Source organism: Stenotrophomonas sp. 82F1 (assembly GCF_056861525.1).
The window spans coordinates 1-14559 of the sequence record NZ_JBSPUD010000011.1; the positions used below are offsets into that span (position 1 = coordinate 1).

Consider the following 14559-nt stretch of genomic DNA (forward strand, 5'->3'; position numbering starts at 1 on the left):
CCCCCCCCTGGCCCCCCCCCCCCCCCCCCCCCCCCCCACCCCGCCTTCGACAGATTTCTGCGATCTGCCGGAATGGCATGGCCTGCTCTTGGTGGGTGTCGACCTCGGTCGACACGTAGATCCACGCCATGCGTGGATGCTCTTCCATCCATTGTCGAAATATTCGATGTCGATGGAGATTCATCCACGCATGGCGTGGATCTACTGGCTACCGGGAAACTGTCGAAGGCGGGGCACTGTGGGTTTGCGGGGTGTGAGCCGCATGGATGCGGCGACCAAGCCCCCATGGACGGGTTCACGGCGGCCCCGCACACCCACAGTGTCTCGCCATCCCGCAGGAAGCCCGCTGTTGCTGTTGCTTGAAAGCCTCTGCAGGTGCAGGGCGCAGCCCTGCCGACCTTACTTCGCCCAGCCTTCGATCTCGCCGTGCGCGAACGGGCCGAGCTTGGCCTTCACCATCCGTCCCTGCGCATCGAACAGCACGCTGTACGGCAGCAGGCCCTGCGCGTTGCCCAACTGCACGCTGGCATCGCGTGGGCCCGGGGTATCCAGCACGATGGGATAGCCCACCGGCACCCGCTGCAGGAAATCGCGCACGCCGTCCGGCGTATCCAGTGCCAGGCCCAACACCTGTACGCCGTGCGCGCCCTGCCCCTCGGCAAAGCGGGCCAGTTCGGGCATCTCTTCCACGCACGGGCCGCACCAGCTGGCCCAGACATTGACCAGCAATGGCCGGCCGTTGAAACGTTCGCGGATATCCAGCGCGTTGCCGTCTGCATCGGGCAGGACCAGCGCCGGCAGCGGATCACCGGGGCGCAGCATCGGCAGCGCTGGCGGTGATACGGCAGCAGGCGCTGCGGTTTGCGCCGCCGGCGTCGGCGTCAGCCGATTGCCGGCCCACAGGCCAAGCCCGGCAGCCAGCACCGCTGTCCACAGCAGTGCTGGCCGTTGCCACTTCATCGTGCGGTACGCAGCAACGCTTCTTCCACCAGCGCCTGGGTCAGCAGGGTCGGCAGCACCGTCGGCGGTGCGCCGGGGCCGTACACCACGTACAGCGGCACGCCCACGGCCTTGTGCTCATCCAGGAACGCGGTGATCTGCGGGTCCACATTGGTGTAGTCGCCACGCATGTACACCGCGTTGGTGCGCTTGAGCAGTTCCTTGAACTCCGGGCGCGACAGCACCGCGCGTTCGTTGGCCTTGCAGCTCACGCACCAGTCGGCGGTCATGTTGACGAACACCACGCGGTTGTCGGCGCGCAGGCGGTCCAGCATCTGCGGCGAGTAGTCCACCACGTTCTCGCTGCTCGCCTGAGCGGCGCGTGCCGGCGGTGCCAGCTGGGTCACGCCCCACACCGGCACCAGCGCGGCAATCACCAGCAGCACGCCCAGCAGCCCGGCCGCGCGCTGGCTGCGCCAGCGGCTGCGCTCGAACAGCCACAGGCCACCGGTGAGCAGCAGCAGGCCACCCAGCGCCAGCGCCATGCCATCCACGCCGCGCTGCTTGCCCAGCACCCACAGCAGCCACAACGCAGCGGCGTACATCGGGAAGGCCAGCACGTGCTTCAGGGTTTCCATCCACGGGCCGGGCTTGGGCAGGCGGCGCGCCAGCGCCGGCACGAAGCCGATCAGCAGGAACGGCAGGGCCAGGCCCAGGCCGAGGAACAGGAACACCAGCATCGCCGCCACCGGCGGTGCAACGAAGGCATAGGCCACCGCAGGGCCGAAGAACGGGCCCACGCAGGCACTGCCGACCACGCAGGCCAGCACGCCGGTGAAGAAATCGCCGGCCGGGCCACTGCGTCGCGCCAGCGACTGGCCGAAGTTGCCGATGCCGCCGCCCATGGTGAACACGCCGGACAGGCTCAGGCCCACCGCGAACATGATGTAGGCCAACGCCGCGACCACGCCGGGATGCTGCAGCTGGAAACCGATGCCCACTGCATTGCCAAGCATGCGCAGGCCGACCATCAACGCGCCGATCACCGCGAAGGCAACCAGCACGCCCAGCGTGTACCACATGGCGTGGCTGCGGGCGCGCTCGGGGCTTTCGCCGCTCTGCGCCAGGCTCAGCACCTTCAACGACAGGATCGGCAGCACGCAGGGCATCAGATTCAGCACCAGGCCTCCGCCCAGCGCCAGCAGCAGTACCCACAACAACGAGCTGTCGGTTTTCGGCACGCGGCTGGGAGCCTTGGTACGCAGTGCATTGTCCTGCTGCGCATCAGCGGCGAAGGCATCGCGCGCGCCGCTGCTGGCGTCGGCAGCACCGGTGTTGGCCGGCGTGTCGTTGGGTACGGTCGGCAGCAGGCGCAGCGGCGTGCCGTTGGCGCCCTCACGGGTGCTGGCAGCGGCCGAAGGCGGCAGCGAGCGGATCACTTCGTCGCGTGCGGCAGGCGCATCGCCGGTGGCGTTGGCCTTGCCGGCCGGGATCGACAACTTCACCCGCCGGGTCATCGGCGGGTAGCAGATGCCATCGGTCTGGCAACCCTGGAAGGTCACCACCAGCGTGCTGTCGACGGCCTCGGCGCGGCTGCGGCGCAGCGGCACCGGCACTTCCACCTGGTTGAAATAGACCGCCACATCACCGAAGTGCTCATCGCGGTGCGACTGCGCCGCCGGCCAACGCGGCTTGTCGGCCAGTACCCCGGTGCTGCCTTCCAGCTTCAGCGAGGTGCGATCGCGATACAGGTAATAGCCCGGCGCCGGGCTGAAGCGCAGCAGCAGCGTGTTGCCATCGCTGGCGATGGCATCGAAGCCGAATGCCTGTTCCGACGGCAGCGGCAGCGCCTGGCTGTTGCTGGTGCCCGGCAGGCGCAGGCCACCGTTGCTGCCGGCACCGGCCAGCGGATTGTTGAACGCACTGGCGCCGGTGGCGCGCGCGGTTGGCAGCGCAGCAGCCGCACCGCCCGCGCCGGGCAGGGTCACCTGCACCACGCGCTTCTGCGGCGGGTAGCACACACCGGCATCGGCGCAGCCCTGGTAACGCACTTCCAGGCTGATGGTGCCGGCGGCATCGGTGGGCGCACCGGGCAGGGTGGCCTGCAGGCGCTCACGGTAGGTCTCCACCTCACCGAAGAAATCGTCGTGGTGCTTCTTGCCTGCGGGCATCTGCAGCGCGGCGGCATTGAAGGCCGGGTCGGCTTTCACCGTGGTGCGGTGGCGATACAGGTAGTAGCCGGGGGCGATCTTGAACTGCAGTTGGATCTGGCCACGTTCGGGCGCGCTGGCGGTCAGCGCGAACGCCTGGTCCACCGGCAGCAGATCTTTTTCATCCAGCGCGAAGGCCGGCAACGAAAGCCACAACAGGGCGCACAAGGCGGCGCCACGCGCAAACAGAGTCTTCAATCAGTGTCCTCCCGGGTCTGTGCCCGGATCCAGTCCAGATACGCCGGCAGGCCGGCCCGGGTTTCGACCGCGATGCACTCCGGGAGTTCATACGGATGCAGTTCGACGATCCGGGCGATGGCTTCATCGACACGGCTTGCGGTGGTCTTCACCAGCAGTTGCAGTTCGGCGTCGGTGGTCACCTCGCCCTGCCAGCGGTACGTCGACTGTGCGCCGTCCAGGCGGGTGACGCAGGCGGCCAGGTGCTCGGCGACCAGCGCGTGCGCGATGCGCTCGGCACTGGCCCGGTCCGGGCAGGTGGTCAACAGCAGCAGGACGGGATCGACGTTCGACATGACCGTCGAGTATAGGGCCGTCGCCGGGGCAGGGCCCGGCGACGGCAGTGGACCGCAGCGTTGCGCGGTCAGTTGGCCAGCTGGCAGGTGGCCGGCTTGGCCGAGGTGAACAGGGCCGGGGTGGCCCACTCGGGGTGGTCGATGAACGGGTTGCGGTTGCCCTGGAACGAGTAGATCACGTCATTGCGCGCCTGCTCGGCGGCATCCGGCGGATCGGACAGGTGCCAGTCGATCAGGGTCGACAGCAGCCCCATGTAGGCCGGCGAACTGCTGGTCTTGACGATCTTGCTGCGGTCGTCGGTCAGTTCCAGGTCCGGTTCGGACTGGCCGGTGGCCGCATCCTTGCCCCCTTCATAGCGGATGGCCATGTACATCACCGCACGTGCCATGTCGCCCTTGCGATGGCCCCACACCTCGAAGGTACCGGCATTGCCATCCGGCGTGCGCACCCAGTTCGAATTGCCCGGGTAACCACCGCTGCCGCCGCCGTGGCCGTTGTTGGCCTCGGTGGCACGCTCGCCACAGTTGGCATCGCACTTGCCGAACGGCTTGTTGCCGCGGTCGGCGTTCCACTGTGCGTCGGTCAGGTACAGCATGTGGGTGTCGGTGTAGGGCGCGTACGGCAGGCCCTTGTCGCCGGTGGTGCTGGCAAAGCCCAGCGAATTGGGCCAGGTGTGCTCGCGGTTGTACTTCAGGCCACCGCCGCTGCCGGCACGGTCGGTCACCTTGGTGTAGCTGCGGTTGCGATAGGCATCGAGGATCCGGCCGCTGTTGTTCGGATCTTCGTCGGCGATCTCCAGGATGGTCCAGGTGCTGGTGCCCGAGCCGCTGTACGGATACGCGGTGTGGCCCTTGATGGTGGCGTGCAGCGAGCAGCGCAGCTGGCTGGGGCTGCTGGTGTTGACCTTCGAGTAGTAGCCCGCCGGCCCGCCGGGATTGCCCGGGTCCGGGTTGCCGGTGGTGGTGGCCACGGTGAAAGCGATGCGGCTGTCGGTCGCCGGGCGGGCACCCTGCGCATCGGTGATGCGTGCGGCACGGATGTCGAAGCGGCAGGCTTCACCGGCGACCAGCGCGGTGTTGGTCGACAGCTTCACGCTCTTGCCGCTGGCCGGCCAGGTCAGCGGCACGCTGCCGGAAGTGCCGCAGGTCAGTGCGAAGGCGCCGCTGGCGAGGTTGACCGTCTCGCTGAACACCACTTCCAGGTCGGCGGCGGCCGGGAAGGTGCTGCTGCCCTGTGCCGGCGTGGTGGTGGACACCGACGGCGGCGTGTTCGGGCCCGGGGTGCCACCGCCGCTGAAGGTCTGGTTGTTGTTGCAGCTGCCGAAGGTCTGCCTGGCCGATTCGGCCCAGGTGAAGTGCGCGTACTGGCTGCCGCTGCCGGTCAGCTGCAGCGAGGTGCCCGCCGCGGTGCTGTTGGTTTCGGCAACCGGAATGTTCTGGCTGGTCATGCCGGCGGCGGGGCCACCGGAGGCGGTGATCGCGCCCTCGTAGCTGAGGAACTGGACCACCTTGCCACTGGCGTCGACCAGGGCGATGCCGTCGTTGGGGCCGTTCTGCAGGCCGTTGGTGGGGTAGGTGACCACGGCCAGGGTGGCGCTGCCGCAGCTGGCGGCGGTTCCCGCCGGTACCGCGTTGTTGGCGTAGACCGTGGCGGCCGACGGATTGCTGCCGTTGTAGAGGTACAGGCGGTAGCCGGACAGGTCCTCGCCGGCGGTGGCGACCACTTCGATGGCTTCGCCGACGTCACCGGCAGCGGTGCTGTCGTCGTAGTGCAGTTCGTTGATGAAGACCTCGGCCTGGGCCGGCGCGGCAGCCAGTGCCAGCAGGCAGGCGGCGGCGAGCGGGGACAGCAATCGCATCGACTACTCCTTGTGATTGGGAATGCCGGGCCACCCTAAAGCCGATCTGGTGACACTTTGTCGTAAATGAACGCCAGATATCTGACAGTGAGACGGCGGTCACCAAATGCCCGCGATTTCCCCCTTGGCTTGCCGCGTCGCATCCCTATAAAGGCGTCCGCGCAGGAATGGAGCGCCGCCGGGTCTCCGCAGAAAAATTTCGGCGGCGGGCCTTGAAAGGCCTCCGGAGGTCTCCATCTCTGTCGTGCTCCCGACCTGTCGGGCTTTTTCACGCGCGTTGCTGGCAGTCGCCTGGTGCGAGTGCTAACATCGCCGGACTTTTTCAGACCAATCAATAACTTAAGAGGTCCCACATGAGCATCAAGCCGCTGCACGACCGCGTTGTGGTCAAGCCGATCGAAGCCGACGAAGTTTCCGCCGGTGGCATCCTGATCCCGGACTCCGCCAAGGAAAAGTCCACCAAGGGTGAAGTCGTGGCCGTGGGCCCGGGCAAGCCGCTGGACAACGGCACCGTGCGCGCGCCGTCGCTGAAGGTCGGTGACAAGGTCATCTACGGCCAGTACGCCGGCAGCTCCTACAAGAGCGAAGGCGTCGAGTACAAGGTCCTGCGCGAAGACGACGTGCTCGCCGTCATCGGCTGAGCGTCGGCGCGACCTGCTTCATCCCCTGATTCCAAACACCCAGCCGCCGGGCATGGCCCGGCGCTACCAATGAGGTAACTGCAATGGCTGCCAAGGATATTCGTTTCGGTGAAGACGCCCGTTCGCGCATGGTGCGCGGCGTCAACGTTCTCGCCAATGCCGTCAAGGCCACCCTGGGCCCGAAGGGCCGCAACGTCGTGCTCGAGAAGAGCTTCGGCGCCCCGACCATCACCAAGGACGGCGTGTCCGTCGCCAAGGAAATCGAACTGGCTGACAAGTTCGAGAACATGGGCGCGCAGATGGTGAAGGAAGTCGCGTCGCGTACCAACGACGACGCCGGCGACGGCACCACCACCGCCACCGTGCTGGCCCAGGCCCTGATCCGCGAAGGCGCCAAGGCCGTTGCTGCCGGCATGAACCCGATGGACCTCAAGCGCGGTATCGACAAGGCCGTCGTGGCCGCCGTCGCCGAGCTGAAGAACATCTCCAAGCCGACCGCTGACGACAAGGCCATTGCCCAGGTCGGCACGATCTCGGCCAACTCGGACGAGTCGATCGGCCAGATCATCGCCAACGCGATGAAGGAAGTCGGCAAGGAAGGCGTGATCACCGTTGAAGAAGGCTCGGGCCTGGACAACGAGCTGGACGTGGTCAAGGGCATGCAGTTCGACCGCGGCTACCTGTCCCCGTACTTCATCAACAACCAGCAGTCGCAGACCGCTGACCTGGATGACCCGTACATCCTGCTGCACGACAAGAAGATCTCCAACGTCCGTGACCTGCTGCCGGTGCTGGAAGGCGTCGCCAAGGCCGGCAAGCCGCTGCTGATCGTTGCCGAGGAAGTCGAAGGCGAAGCGCTGGCGACCCTGGTGGTCAACACCATCCGCGGCATCGTCAAGGTCGTGGCCGTCAAGGCGCCGGGCTTCGGCGACCGTCGCAAGGCGATGCTGGAAGACATGGCCGTGCTGACCGGCGGCACCGTGATCTCCGAGGAAGTCGGCCTGTCGCTGGAAAAGGCCACCATCAAGGACCTGGGCCGCGCCAAGAAGGTGCAGGTTTCCAAGGAAAACACCACCATCATCGATGGCGTGGGTGACAAGGCTGCGGTCGATTCGCGCGTTGCGCAGATCAAGACCCAGATCGAAGACACCTCCTCGGACTACGACCGCGAGAAGCTGCAGGAGCGCGTGGCCAAGCTGGCCGGTGGCGTTGCAGTGATCAAGGTCGGCGCGTCGACCGAAATCGAAATGAAGGAAAAGAAGGATCGCGTCGACGACGCCCTGCACGCTACCCGTGCGGCCGTTGAAGAAGGCGTGGTTCCGGGCGGCGGCGTTGCCCTGGTCCGTGCGGTCTCCGCGCTGGCTGGCCTGAAGGGCGCCAACGAAGACCAGAACCACGGCATCCAGATCGCCCTGCGCGCGATGGAAGCCCCGCTGCGCGAAATCGTCGCCAACGCCGGCGAAGAGCCGTCGGTCATCGTCAACAAGGTCAAGGAAGGCACCGGCAGCTTCGGCTACAACGCCGCCACCGGCGAGTTCGGTGACATGCTGCAGTTCGGCATCCTGGACCCGACCAAGGTGACCCGTTCGGCGCTGCAGAACGCCGCCTCGATCGCTGGCCTGATGATCACCACCGAAGCCATGGTTGCCGACGCTCCGAAGAAGGACGAGCCGGCCATGGGCGGCGCTGGTGGCATGGGCGGCATGGGTGGCATGGGCGGCATGGACTTCTAAGTCCCGCTGTGCCGGTAGCTGCCGACCCAGGTCGGCACGCTTCCCTGCTGCAGTGAAAAACCCCGCCGCAAGGCGGGGTTTTTTTGTGGGCGATGATCGGTGTTCGCTGCGCAACTACCGGGCAGCTGCCGGAGTGTCCTGCAGCTGCGGCTTTTCACTGCGACGCAGGCAGATCCACTCGGCGCCGCTGCCGATCTGCACGCGGGTATCTGTCATGGCATCAGCGCCCAGAATCAACGCGGGGCGATCTTTCAGTCCCAGCGAGGCAAACACCGGCAATTCACTGATGCGCACTTCCTGCGTCGGGTGTTCCCAGCTGCCCATGCGCAGTCCCGGCAAGGGCGCCAGCCAGGTTTCCACCACCCGTTCGCCGAGGCCCTGCGTACCTTTGGCGCGGACCGTCACTCGTGCGTCGCTGCCGTCGGTGCGAAAACCGAGTGCTGCAGCGGCGGCTGCATTGAGCACCGTCTGTGCCGCGCCGGTGTCGACAACCGCAATGACCTCGACGTCGGTACCGGGCACCTGCATCTGCACGAAGCCGAAGCGCTGCATGCTGGCATCGCGCACGGGCAGGGCATTGCGCAGGCATGCGTCATCGTGCACCAGCGATCCGGGCGGCTGCAGCAGCACCTGCTGCGCGGCGATGTCATAGGTGGTGTCGAAGCGGCTGGTGACATCGTTGCCGAGAATGCCGTCGATGCGGCGGCCAGTCCTGCCGGCAAGCCTGCTCAGATCGGTCTGCAGCATCGCAGCGTCAAAGGCGAAGGTGCCCAGGTGCCAGCTCGCGTTACGGGTGCGCCGCAGTACCGTGCTGCGGTCGGTAGCGCCTTCCACGCGTGTCTCGGCACTGGCCGCATCTTCCAGCCCACGGCGGCGGGCTGTCGCCTCATCCACTATGGTGGCGCCAGCGGCGCTGTCGATCACGAAATGTAGCGGTTCGACGCTGTCGCCCAACTGCACCGCCACGGCGGGGTGCCCGCCCTGCATCCACATCGGCAGTACATGGGTTTGCGGGGCAGCCGGGGCGGCCATCAGCGGTGGCGTGGTCATGCAGGCAAGCGCCAGCAGGGTACGGATTCGCATCGTGCAGGTCTCCATTGGGGAGGCCATTGCAGCCCACCCGCGTATCCGGCAGATGTCCGCTCCGGCTTCGGCAGATACAGTCCTGATACAAACGCGCGCCATAATCGCCGCATGACTGCAGCAACCGACATCGTGGTGGTCGACGATGACCTCAGCATCCGCGAAGCGATTGCCGATTGCCTGCGCGCGCATGGCTACCACGTACGGGTGGCGGCCCACGCGGCCGCACTGGACGAACTGCTTGCCCAGCGGGGCACCAACCTGATCGTGCTGGACTGGATGATGCCAGGCGAAGATGGACTGTCGGTATGCCGTCGCCTGCAATCGAGTGGCACCCCGATCCTGATGCTCAGTGCGATGGCAAGCACGCCCGACCGCGTGATCGGCCTGGAAGTGGGTGCCGATGACTACCTGGCCAAGCCCTTTGACCCGCGCGAACTGCTGGCACGGGTACGCGCACTGCTGCGGCGGGTGCAGAAGCAGGCCGACAGCGCGCAGGCCGCGGTGCTGCACTTCGATGGCTGGCAGCTGCAGCTGGAACACCATCGCCTGCTGACGCCCGCCGGGGCCGACGTCACCCTCACCAGCGGCGAGTTCGCGCTGTTGTGCGCGCTGGCCGAGCGCGCCGGTCGCGTGCTCAGCCGCGAGCAGTTGCTGCTGTTTACCCGGGGCGATGCCAGCGAGTCGTTCGACCGCGCCGTCGATCTGGGTATCAGCCGCCTGCGGCGCAAGCTTGCGCAGGTCGCGCCTGGCGGCGAAGCACTGGTGCAGACGCTGCGCGGCCAAGGTTACCGGTTCTCCGCCTCGGTCAGCCGCCGATGAAGCGTCCCTGGCGGACCGCGACCTGGGTGGCACTGCTGATCCTGGCCACCCTGCTGGTGGCGCAGTTGGTCAGCTTTGCCGTGGTCTGGGCGGTGCCCAGCCCGGCTGCACCACAGATGAGTCTGCTTGACGCCGTGCAGGTCATGGGCGGTCGTGCGGCCGCTCCGTTGGGCCTGCGTCGCTGGAGCCAGGCCAACGCGCCGGCCGGCGTGGACAACGACTGGATGAGTGCCGTGGCAGCCGCGCAGCTGCAGGTGCCGCGTGCACGGGTGCGCACGGTCTGGCGGCGCACGCCCGACCCGGCCGTTGTACAGGTGCAGGTGATCAAGCAGGGGCAGCTGCTGCAAACCGGGCCCGAGCAGCGCGCCACGGTGGAACAGGCGCTGCTGCTGCCGGGCCTGCGCTGGCCCGCCTTTGAACTGGCAGTGCAGCAGCCCGATGGGCGGTGGAGCGTCGTGGGCGCCAACCACAGCGAGCTGCTGCAGTGGCGCCGGCAGGTGCTGCTGGCCCTGCTGGCCGGCGCCGTGCTGCTGGCGCCACCGGCCGCCTGGCTGGCGCTGCGCCTGACGCGTCCGCTGCGGCGGCTGGCCTATGCAAGTGCGGATCTGTCGCTGCAGGCCAGCGCCCCCCTGCCGGTGGAAGGGCCGCACGAGGTGCAGGTGCTGGCCGCGGCAGTGAACGCGGCGCGCGAACGCTTGCGCGGTCAGGCCCACGATGTGACCCGGATGCTGGCCGCCGTAGCCCACGACCTGCGCACGCCGCTGACCGGCCTGCGCCTGCGTGCCGACAGCGCGCCGCCAGCGCAGGCAGCGCGCATGGTGGCTGACATCGAACGCATGAACGCCATGATCGAGCAGGTTCTGGACTACGCGCGTGGGGAACTCGAACCTCCTGTGCTGCAGCCGCTGGATATCGTGGCGTTGCTGGACGATTGCGTGCAGTCGGCGCGCGGGCGTGGGGTGGTCATCATTGCCACATTGCCTGCCGAGCTGTCGTGGCACGCGGATGCGCTGCTGCTGAGGCGGGCGCTGGACAATCTGATCGACAACGCAGCGCGCTACGCCGGTGCAGTGGAGCTGCGTGTTGCACGGGTGGGACAGAGGCTGCATCTGGAGGTACTGGATCGCGGTCCCGGCATCGCGGCGGCAGACCGGCAGCGCCTGCTGCAGCCATTTCAGCGCAGCGAAACCTCGCGCAGTCGTGACACGGGAGGTGCCGGGCTGGGCCTGGCAGTCGCCGCCAATGCGGCGCACCGTCACGGCGGTGAACTGCAGTTGCTGGACCGTGAAGACGGCGGCCTTGTGGCGAGGCTGATCGTGGCGCCGTAAAGGCGCCTGCGCTATGCGTTACATCTATTTTCATACTATGATTAGGCGGCTAATCATAATGGATGATGCGCGTGCTGGAATTCAAACACCTTGCCCTCATCAACGAAGCAGAGCGTCGTAGCGACGCAAACCTGGGCCGGCTGCGCCTGTGCTTCCAACTGCTCGCCTTGTCCGGCGCGATCGACCGTGACTGCGCTGCGCGGCTGGCACCGCACGGCCTCAGCGAAGGCCGCTTCGTCGTGCTGTTCCTGCTGCACGGCGCCGGCGGCATGTTGCCGCCGCACGAGCTGGCCGAACGTGCCGGCGTCACCCGCGCCACCATCAGCGGGTTGCTCGATGGCCTGCAGCGTGACGGCCTGCTGCAGCGGCACAGCGACGCCGAAGATGGCCGCCGTCTGCAGATCGTGCTGACGGCACGCGGCAGGCGCCTGGCAGATGAGTTGTTCGACCAGCACACGCAATGGATCGGCAGACTGTTCAACGGTCTTGATTCCAGCGAACGGGCGCAGTTGTCGCTGCTGTTGGAAAAGGTCTGGCGACACACCGACGCAGGCCAGGAAACAGGCACATGAGCACTGCCATCGCCTCCGCACGCCTGCAGGCACTCAATGCGGGCAGCGCCGCCAGCACGCATCTGGCCGAGTGCCTGGCGGTGGACTTTGCTGCGTTGCTGCAGGCAGTGGCACCGACCTTGCCACCGGCCGCGATACAGCGCATGCGCGCCGCCGCGGGCAAGGGAATCACCCAGCGCATGGCCCTGGCCGCAGCGCTGCTGGGCGAGGCAGGGCAGGGCGACGTGCAGCACTGGCAGGCCCATCCTTCCGACACCGTGCGGGGGTGGGCGTGCTATCTGATCGGTGCTGACGCGCAGGCGACGCTGGCCGACAAGCTGCAGGCGATGCGTCCGCTGGCAGACGATCCGCACTTCGGTGTGCGCGAATGGGCGTGGCTGGCGCTGCGCAGCGACATCGTCGCCGGGCCACTGGAGGCGCTCGCCCTGCTGCAACCCTGGGCGCAGCAGCCGTCGCTGCATCTGCGCCGCTTCGCCTGTGAGGCGCTGCGCCCCCGCGGCGTCTGGGCCTCGCATATTGCCTTGTTCAAGCAGCAGCCCGAGCACGTGCTGCCCTTGCTGGAAACACTGGCCGATGATCCCGAGCGCTACGTGCAGGACTCGGTGGGCAACTGGCTCAACGACGCCGGCAAGAACCAACCCGATTGGGTGCGCACTGTGTGCACGAAGTGGCAGTCAACGCACGACAGCATCGCCAACACGTACATCCGCAAGCGCGCGCTGCGCTCGCTGTAGGGCCGCGCCTTTCACCCATTCCCTGCTGATCCCGGCCGCTGGCCGGCAACCCCATGACCCTCAAGGAAGACCCCATGTCCCACCTCCTCATCGAGCTGTACACCGCGACGCCGGCCTGGAGAGCTTTGTCCGCCGAACAACGCAACACCTTCTTCAGCCGTATCGGCGCCGGCATGCAGCAACTCGACCCTGCATGCATCGCACCGCTGGCGATGGGCCGCGTGGCCAGCGAGGTGCCACATGCCAGCGCCGCGCAGTACTACGCCGTCTGGCAGTGCGCCAGCCGTGCAGATGCCGATGCGCTGATGGCCGCCATCAGTGCCACCGGCTGGCATGACTACTTCGCCACCACCAATGCCGTGGGCGCCGTGGATGCGATGGCCCAGCACCTGGCGGACCTCGCAGCGCTGTAATGCGGCCTGCGGTGGCACATGCGCGTGTCATCCATTCCGGGTAAAGATGGCGCTCGGCCATGTCCATCCGCAGGGAAGTCGAGCATGCAGAGCAAGATCCAGGTGACGTTGTACGGAGCGCTGGGCAGCAGTCCTGCGCTGCAGGTACCCGGCCTGGAAGGGCCGGTGGTCGCCATCCAGGAAGCCACCCTGCGGCAGCTGGTGTCCGATCTGTATACGGCCAGGTCCATGCTCAACCCCGAACAGCTGGATGAGGCCCGGCAGGAACTGGACCGGGTAGTGGAGCGCTGGGTGGACATCCACGAAACGTTGCTGCTGGACGTGGAAGTGCATGGCGGCCGATAGTCCGCTGAACCGCCTCCCCAGTTGCGGATGAAACATTTTGCACTGCGCAAAAGCTGTGCTATCAATACAACCCATGAACGCAACCCACGCCAGCTTTTATTGGTATTACTTTCCGAAGCCCCCGGCGGAGGAAGGATTGCGCTCACCCTGAAGAAAGCTTCAGACGCATTCCCGAAAGCCGCCAGCGAACCTGGCGGCTTTTTTCATGTCGCCACGCTGCGGACCCCCAACGTTCCGTAGAGACCCCCCACCATGCCCCCGCACACCGACGACCTGCGTATCCGCACCATCGAACCGCTGACACCGCCTGCCCAGCTGCTGGCGATGCTGCCCTGTGATGACGAAGCCTCCGACACCGTCAGCGCCTCGCGCGCGGCCCTGCACCAGATCCTGCACGGCCGCGACGACCGCCTGGCCGTGGTGGTCGGGCCATGCTCGATCCACGACCCGAAAGCCGCCATCGAGTACGCACAGCGCCTGAAGCCGCTGCGCGATGCACTGGCCGGTGAACTGGAAATCGTCATGCGCGTGTACTTCGAAAAGCCGCGTACCACGGTGGGCTGGAAGGGCCTGATCAACGATCCGGACCTGGATGGCAGCTTCAAGATCGATAAGGGTCTGCGCATCGCCCGTGGCCTGCTGCGCGACATCAACAAGCTCGGCCTGCCTGCCGGTGTCGAGTTCCTCGACGTGATCTCGCCGCAGTACATCGCCGACCTGGTGGCCTGGGGCGCGATTGGTGCACGCACCACCGAAAGCCAGGTGCATCGCGAGCTTGCGTCGGGGTTGTCGTGCCCGGTCGGCTTCAAGAACGGTACGGACGGCAACGTCAAGATCGCCGCCGATGCCGTGGGCGCGGCCTCGAATCCGCATCACTTCCTGTCGGTCACCAAGCAGGGCGGCACGGCCATCGTCTCCACCACCGGTAACCCGGACTGCCATGTGATCCTGCGTGGTGGCAAACAGCCGAACTACGACGCGGCCAGCGTGGCCGATGCCTGCCAGGTACTGGCCAAGGCCAAGCTGCCGACGCGGCTGATGATCGACGCCAGCCACGCCAACAGCCTGAAGAACCACGAAAACCAGCCGAAGGTGATTGAAGACATAGCCACCCAGCTGGAAGACGGCGAGCAGCGCATCGTCGGTGTGATGGTTGAAAGCCATCTGGTCGGTGGCCGTCAGGAGCTGGTCGAAGGCCAGCCGCTGGTCTACGGCCAGAGCATCACCGATGGCTGTATCGACTGGGATACCACCGTGACGGTGCTGGAGCGGCTGGCGGCTGCCGTCCGCGCCCGCCGCGAAGTGAAGGTGTCCGAAGCCGCCTGACGGCGGCACGTGTGTGGATGG

At 66.9% G+C, this 14559-nt stretch carries 15 protein-coding genes; 10 read left to right on the plus strand and 5 right to left on the minus strand.

The features are described 5' to 3' along the window. Window positions 1-399: 399 nt before the first annotated feature. The 4 genes from AC13GI_RS12245 to AC13GI_RS12260 all read right to left on the minus strand — a co-directional run bounded on the left by AC13GI_RS12245 (window position 400) and on the right by AC13GI_RS12260 (window position 5541). Entirely contained in the window at window positions 400-960 is a 561-nt protein-coding gene (locus AC13GI_RS12245; RefSeq protein ID WP_482996388.1) for a TlpA family protein disulfide reductase, read from the minus strand. After that, on the minus strand, window positions 957-3347 hold the full coding sequence (locus AC13GI_RS12250) for a protein-disulfide reductase DsbD family protein (RefSeq protein WP_482996389.1): 2391 nt from the start codon (window positions 3345-3347) through the stop codon (window positions 957-959). The genes AC13GI_RS12245 and AC13GI_RS12250 overlap by 4 nt, the downstream gene beginning before the upstream one ends. Next, on the minus strand, window positions 3344-3682 hold the full coding sequence (gene cutA, locus AC13GI_RS12255; protein WP_099820496.1) for a divalent-cation tolerance protein CutA: 339 nt from the start codon (window positions 3680-3682) through the stop codon (window positions 3344-3346). The genes AC13GI_RS12250 and cutA overlap by 4 nt, the downstream gene beginning before the upstream one ends. A 68-nt stretch (window positions 3683-3750) precedes the next feature. Continuing rightward, window positions 3751-5541: an endonuclease gene (locus AC13GI_RS12260; RefSeq protein ID WP_099820497.1), complete on the minus strand. Its 1791-nt coding sequence runs from the start codon at window positions 5539-5541 to the stop codon at window positions 3751-3753. A gap of 353 nt (window positions 5542-5894) precedes the next feature. On the opposite strand from AC13GI_RS12260, the gene AC13GI_RS12265 reads away from it, so the two are divergent. Next, window positions 5895-6182, plus strand: a complete 288-nt coding sequence (locus AC13GI_RS12265) for a co-chaperone GroES (protein ID WP_089237231.1) — start codon at window positions 5895-5897, stop codon at window positions 6180-6182. Between the two features lie 83 nt (window positions 6183-6265). Then, entirely contained in the window at window positions 6266-7915 is a 1650-nt protein-coding gene (gene groL / locus AC13GI_RS12270) for a chaperonin GroEL (RefSeq protein WP_025878650.1), read from the plus strand. A gap of 114 nt (window positions 7916-8029) precedes the next feature. Here groL and AC13GI_RS12275 read toward each other — a convergent pair whose 3' ends face one another. Then, entirely contained in the window at window positions 8030-8998 is a 969-nt protein-coding gene (locus tag AC13GI_RS12275) for an aspartyl protease family protein (protein ID WP_482996390.1), read from the minus strand. Window positions 8999-9109: 111 nt separating this feature from the next. Between AC13GI_RS12275 and AC13GI_RS12280 the strand changes: the two genes are divergently transcribed. The 8 genes from AC13GI_RS12280 to AC13GI_RS12315 all read left to right on the plus strand — a co-directional run bounded on the left by AC13GI_RS12280 (window position 9110) and on the right by AC13GI_RS12315 (window position 14538). Beyond that, window positions 9110-9820 (plus strand): response regulator, encoded by a 711-nt coding sequence (locus AC13GI_RS12280; protein WP_482996391.1) that lies wholly within the window; start codon window positions 9110-9112, stop codon window positions 9818-9820. 32 nt (window positions 9821-9852) lie between these two features. Further along, a complete protein-coding gene (locus AC13GI_RS12285) occupies window positions 9853-11148 on the plus strand; it encodes a sensor histidine kinase (protein ID WP_482996481.1) in 1296 nt (431 codons plus the stop codon). Between the two features lie 71 nt (window positions 11149-11219). Beyond that, window positions 11220-11720 (plus strand): MarR family winged helix-turn-helix transcriptional regulator, encoded by a 501-nt coding sequence (locus AC13GI_RS12290; RefSeq protein WP_482996392.1) that lies wholly within the window; start codon window positions 11220-11222, stop codon window positions 11718-11720. Then, entirely contained in the window at window positions 11717-12454 is a 738-nt protein-coding gene (locus AC13GI_RS12295; protein WP_482996393.1) for a DNA alkylation repair protein, read from the plus strand. The genes AC13GI_RS12290 and AC13GI_RS12295 overlap by 4 nt, the downstream gene beginning before the upstream one ends. 74 nt (window positions 12455-12528) lie before the next feature. Next, the gene (locus AC13GI_RS12300; protein ID WP_380658023.1) at window positions 12529-12867 is read left to right on the plus strand and encodes a DUF6616 family protein; all 339 of its coding nucleotides are present in this window, start codon (window positions 12529-12531) and stop codon (window positions 12865-12867) included. Between the two features lie 84 nt (window positions 12868-12951). Next, complete coding sequence (locus AC13GI_RS12305) at window positions 12952-13212, plus strand: hypothetical protein (RefSeq protein WP_025878654.1); 261 nt, start codon at window positions 12952-12954, stop codon at window positions 13210-13212. Between the two features lie 27 nt (window positions 13213-13239). Continuing rightward, complete coding sequence (locus AC13GI_RS12310; protein ID WP_482996394.1) at window positions 13240-13452, plus strand: hypothetical protein; 213 nt, start codon at window positions 13240-13242, stop codon at window positions 13450-13452. Between the two features lie 12 nt (window positions 13453-13464). Next, window positions 13465-14538 (plus strand): 3-deoxy-7-phosphoheptulonate synthase, encoded by a 1074-nt coding sequence (locus AC13GI_RS12315; protein ID WP_482996395.1) that lies wholly within the window; start codon window positions 13465-13467, stop codon window positions 14536-14538. Window positions 14539-14559: the final 21 nt, after the last annotated feature.

Excerpts from the sequence above, each read along its gene's own strand:
- AC13GI_RS12245 (WP_482996388.1), bottom strand. The coding sequence starts at position 960 with ATGAAGTGGCAACGGCCAGCACTGCTGTGGACAGCGGTGCTGGCTGCC.
- cutA (WP_099820496.1), bottom strand. The coding sequence starts at position 3,682 with ATGTCGAACGTCGATCCCGTCCTGCTGCTGTTGACCACCTGCCCGGAC.
- AC13GI_RS12260 (WP_099820497.1), bottom strand. The coding sequence starts at position 5,541 with ATGCGATTGCTGTCCCCGCTCGCCGCCGCCTGCCTGCTGGCACTGGCT.
- AC13GI_RS12265 (WP_089237231.1), top strand. The coding sequence starts at position 5,895 with ATGAGCATCAAGCCGCTGCACGACCGCGTTGTGGTCAAGCCGATCGAA.
- groL (WP_025878650.1), top strand. The coding sequence starts at position 6,266 with ATGGCTGCCAAGGATATTCGTTTCGGTGAAGACGCCCGTTCGCGCATG.
- AC13GI_RS12275 (WP_482996390.1), bottom strand. The coding sequence starts at position 8,998 with ATGCGAATCCGTACCCTGCTGGCGCTTGCCTGCATGACCACGCCACCG.
- AC13GI_RS12280 (WP_482996391.1), top strand. The coding sequence starts at position 9,110 with ATGACTGCAGCAACCGACATCGTGGTGGTCGACGATGACCTCAGCATC.
- AC13GI_RS12295 (WP_482996393.1), top strand. The coding sequence starts at position 11,717 with ATGAGCACTGCCATCGCCTCCGCACGCCTGCAGGCACTCAATGCGGGC.
- AC13GI_RS12300 (WP_380658023.1), top strand. The coding sequence starts at position 12,529 with ATGTCCCACCTCCTCATCGAGCTGTACACCGCGACGCCGGCCTGGAGA.
- AC13GI_RS12305 (WP_025878654.1), top strand. The coding sequence starts at position 12,952 with ATGCAGAGCAAGATCCAGGTGACGTTGTACGGAGCGCTGGGCAGCAGT.
- AC13GI_RS12310 (WP_482996394.1), top strand. The coding sequence starts at position 13,240 with ATGAAACATTTTGCACTGCGCAAAAGCTGTGCTATCAATACAACCCAT.
- AC13GI_RS12315 (WP_482996395.1), top strand. The coding sequence starts at position 13,465 with ATGCCCCCGCACACCGACGACCTGCGTATCCGCACCATCGAACCGCTG.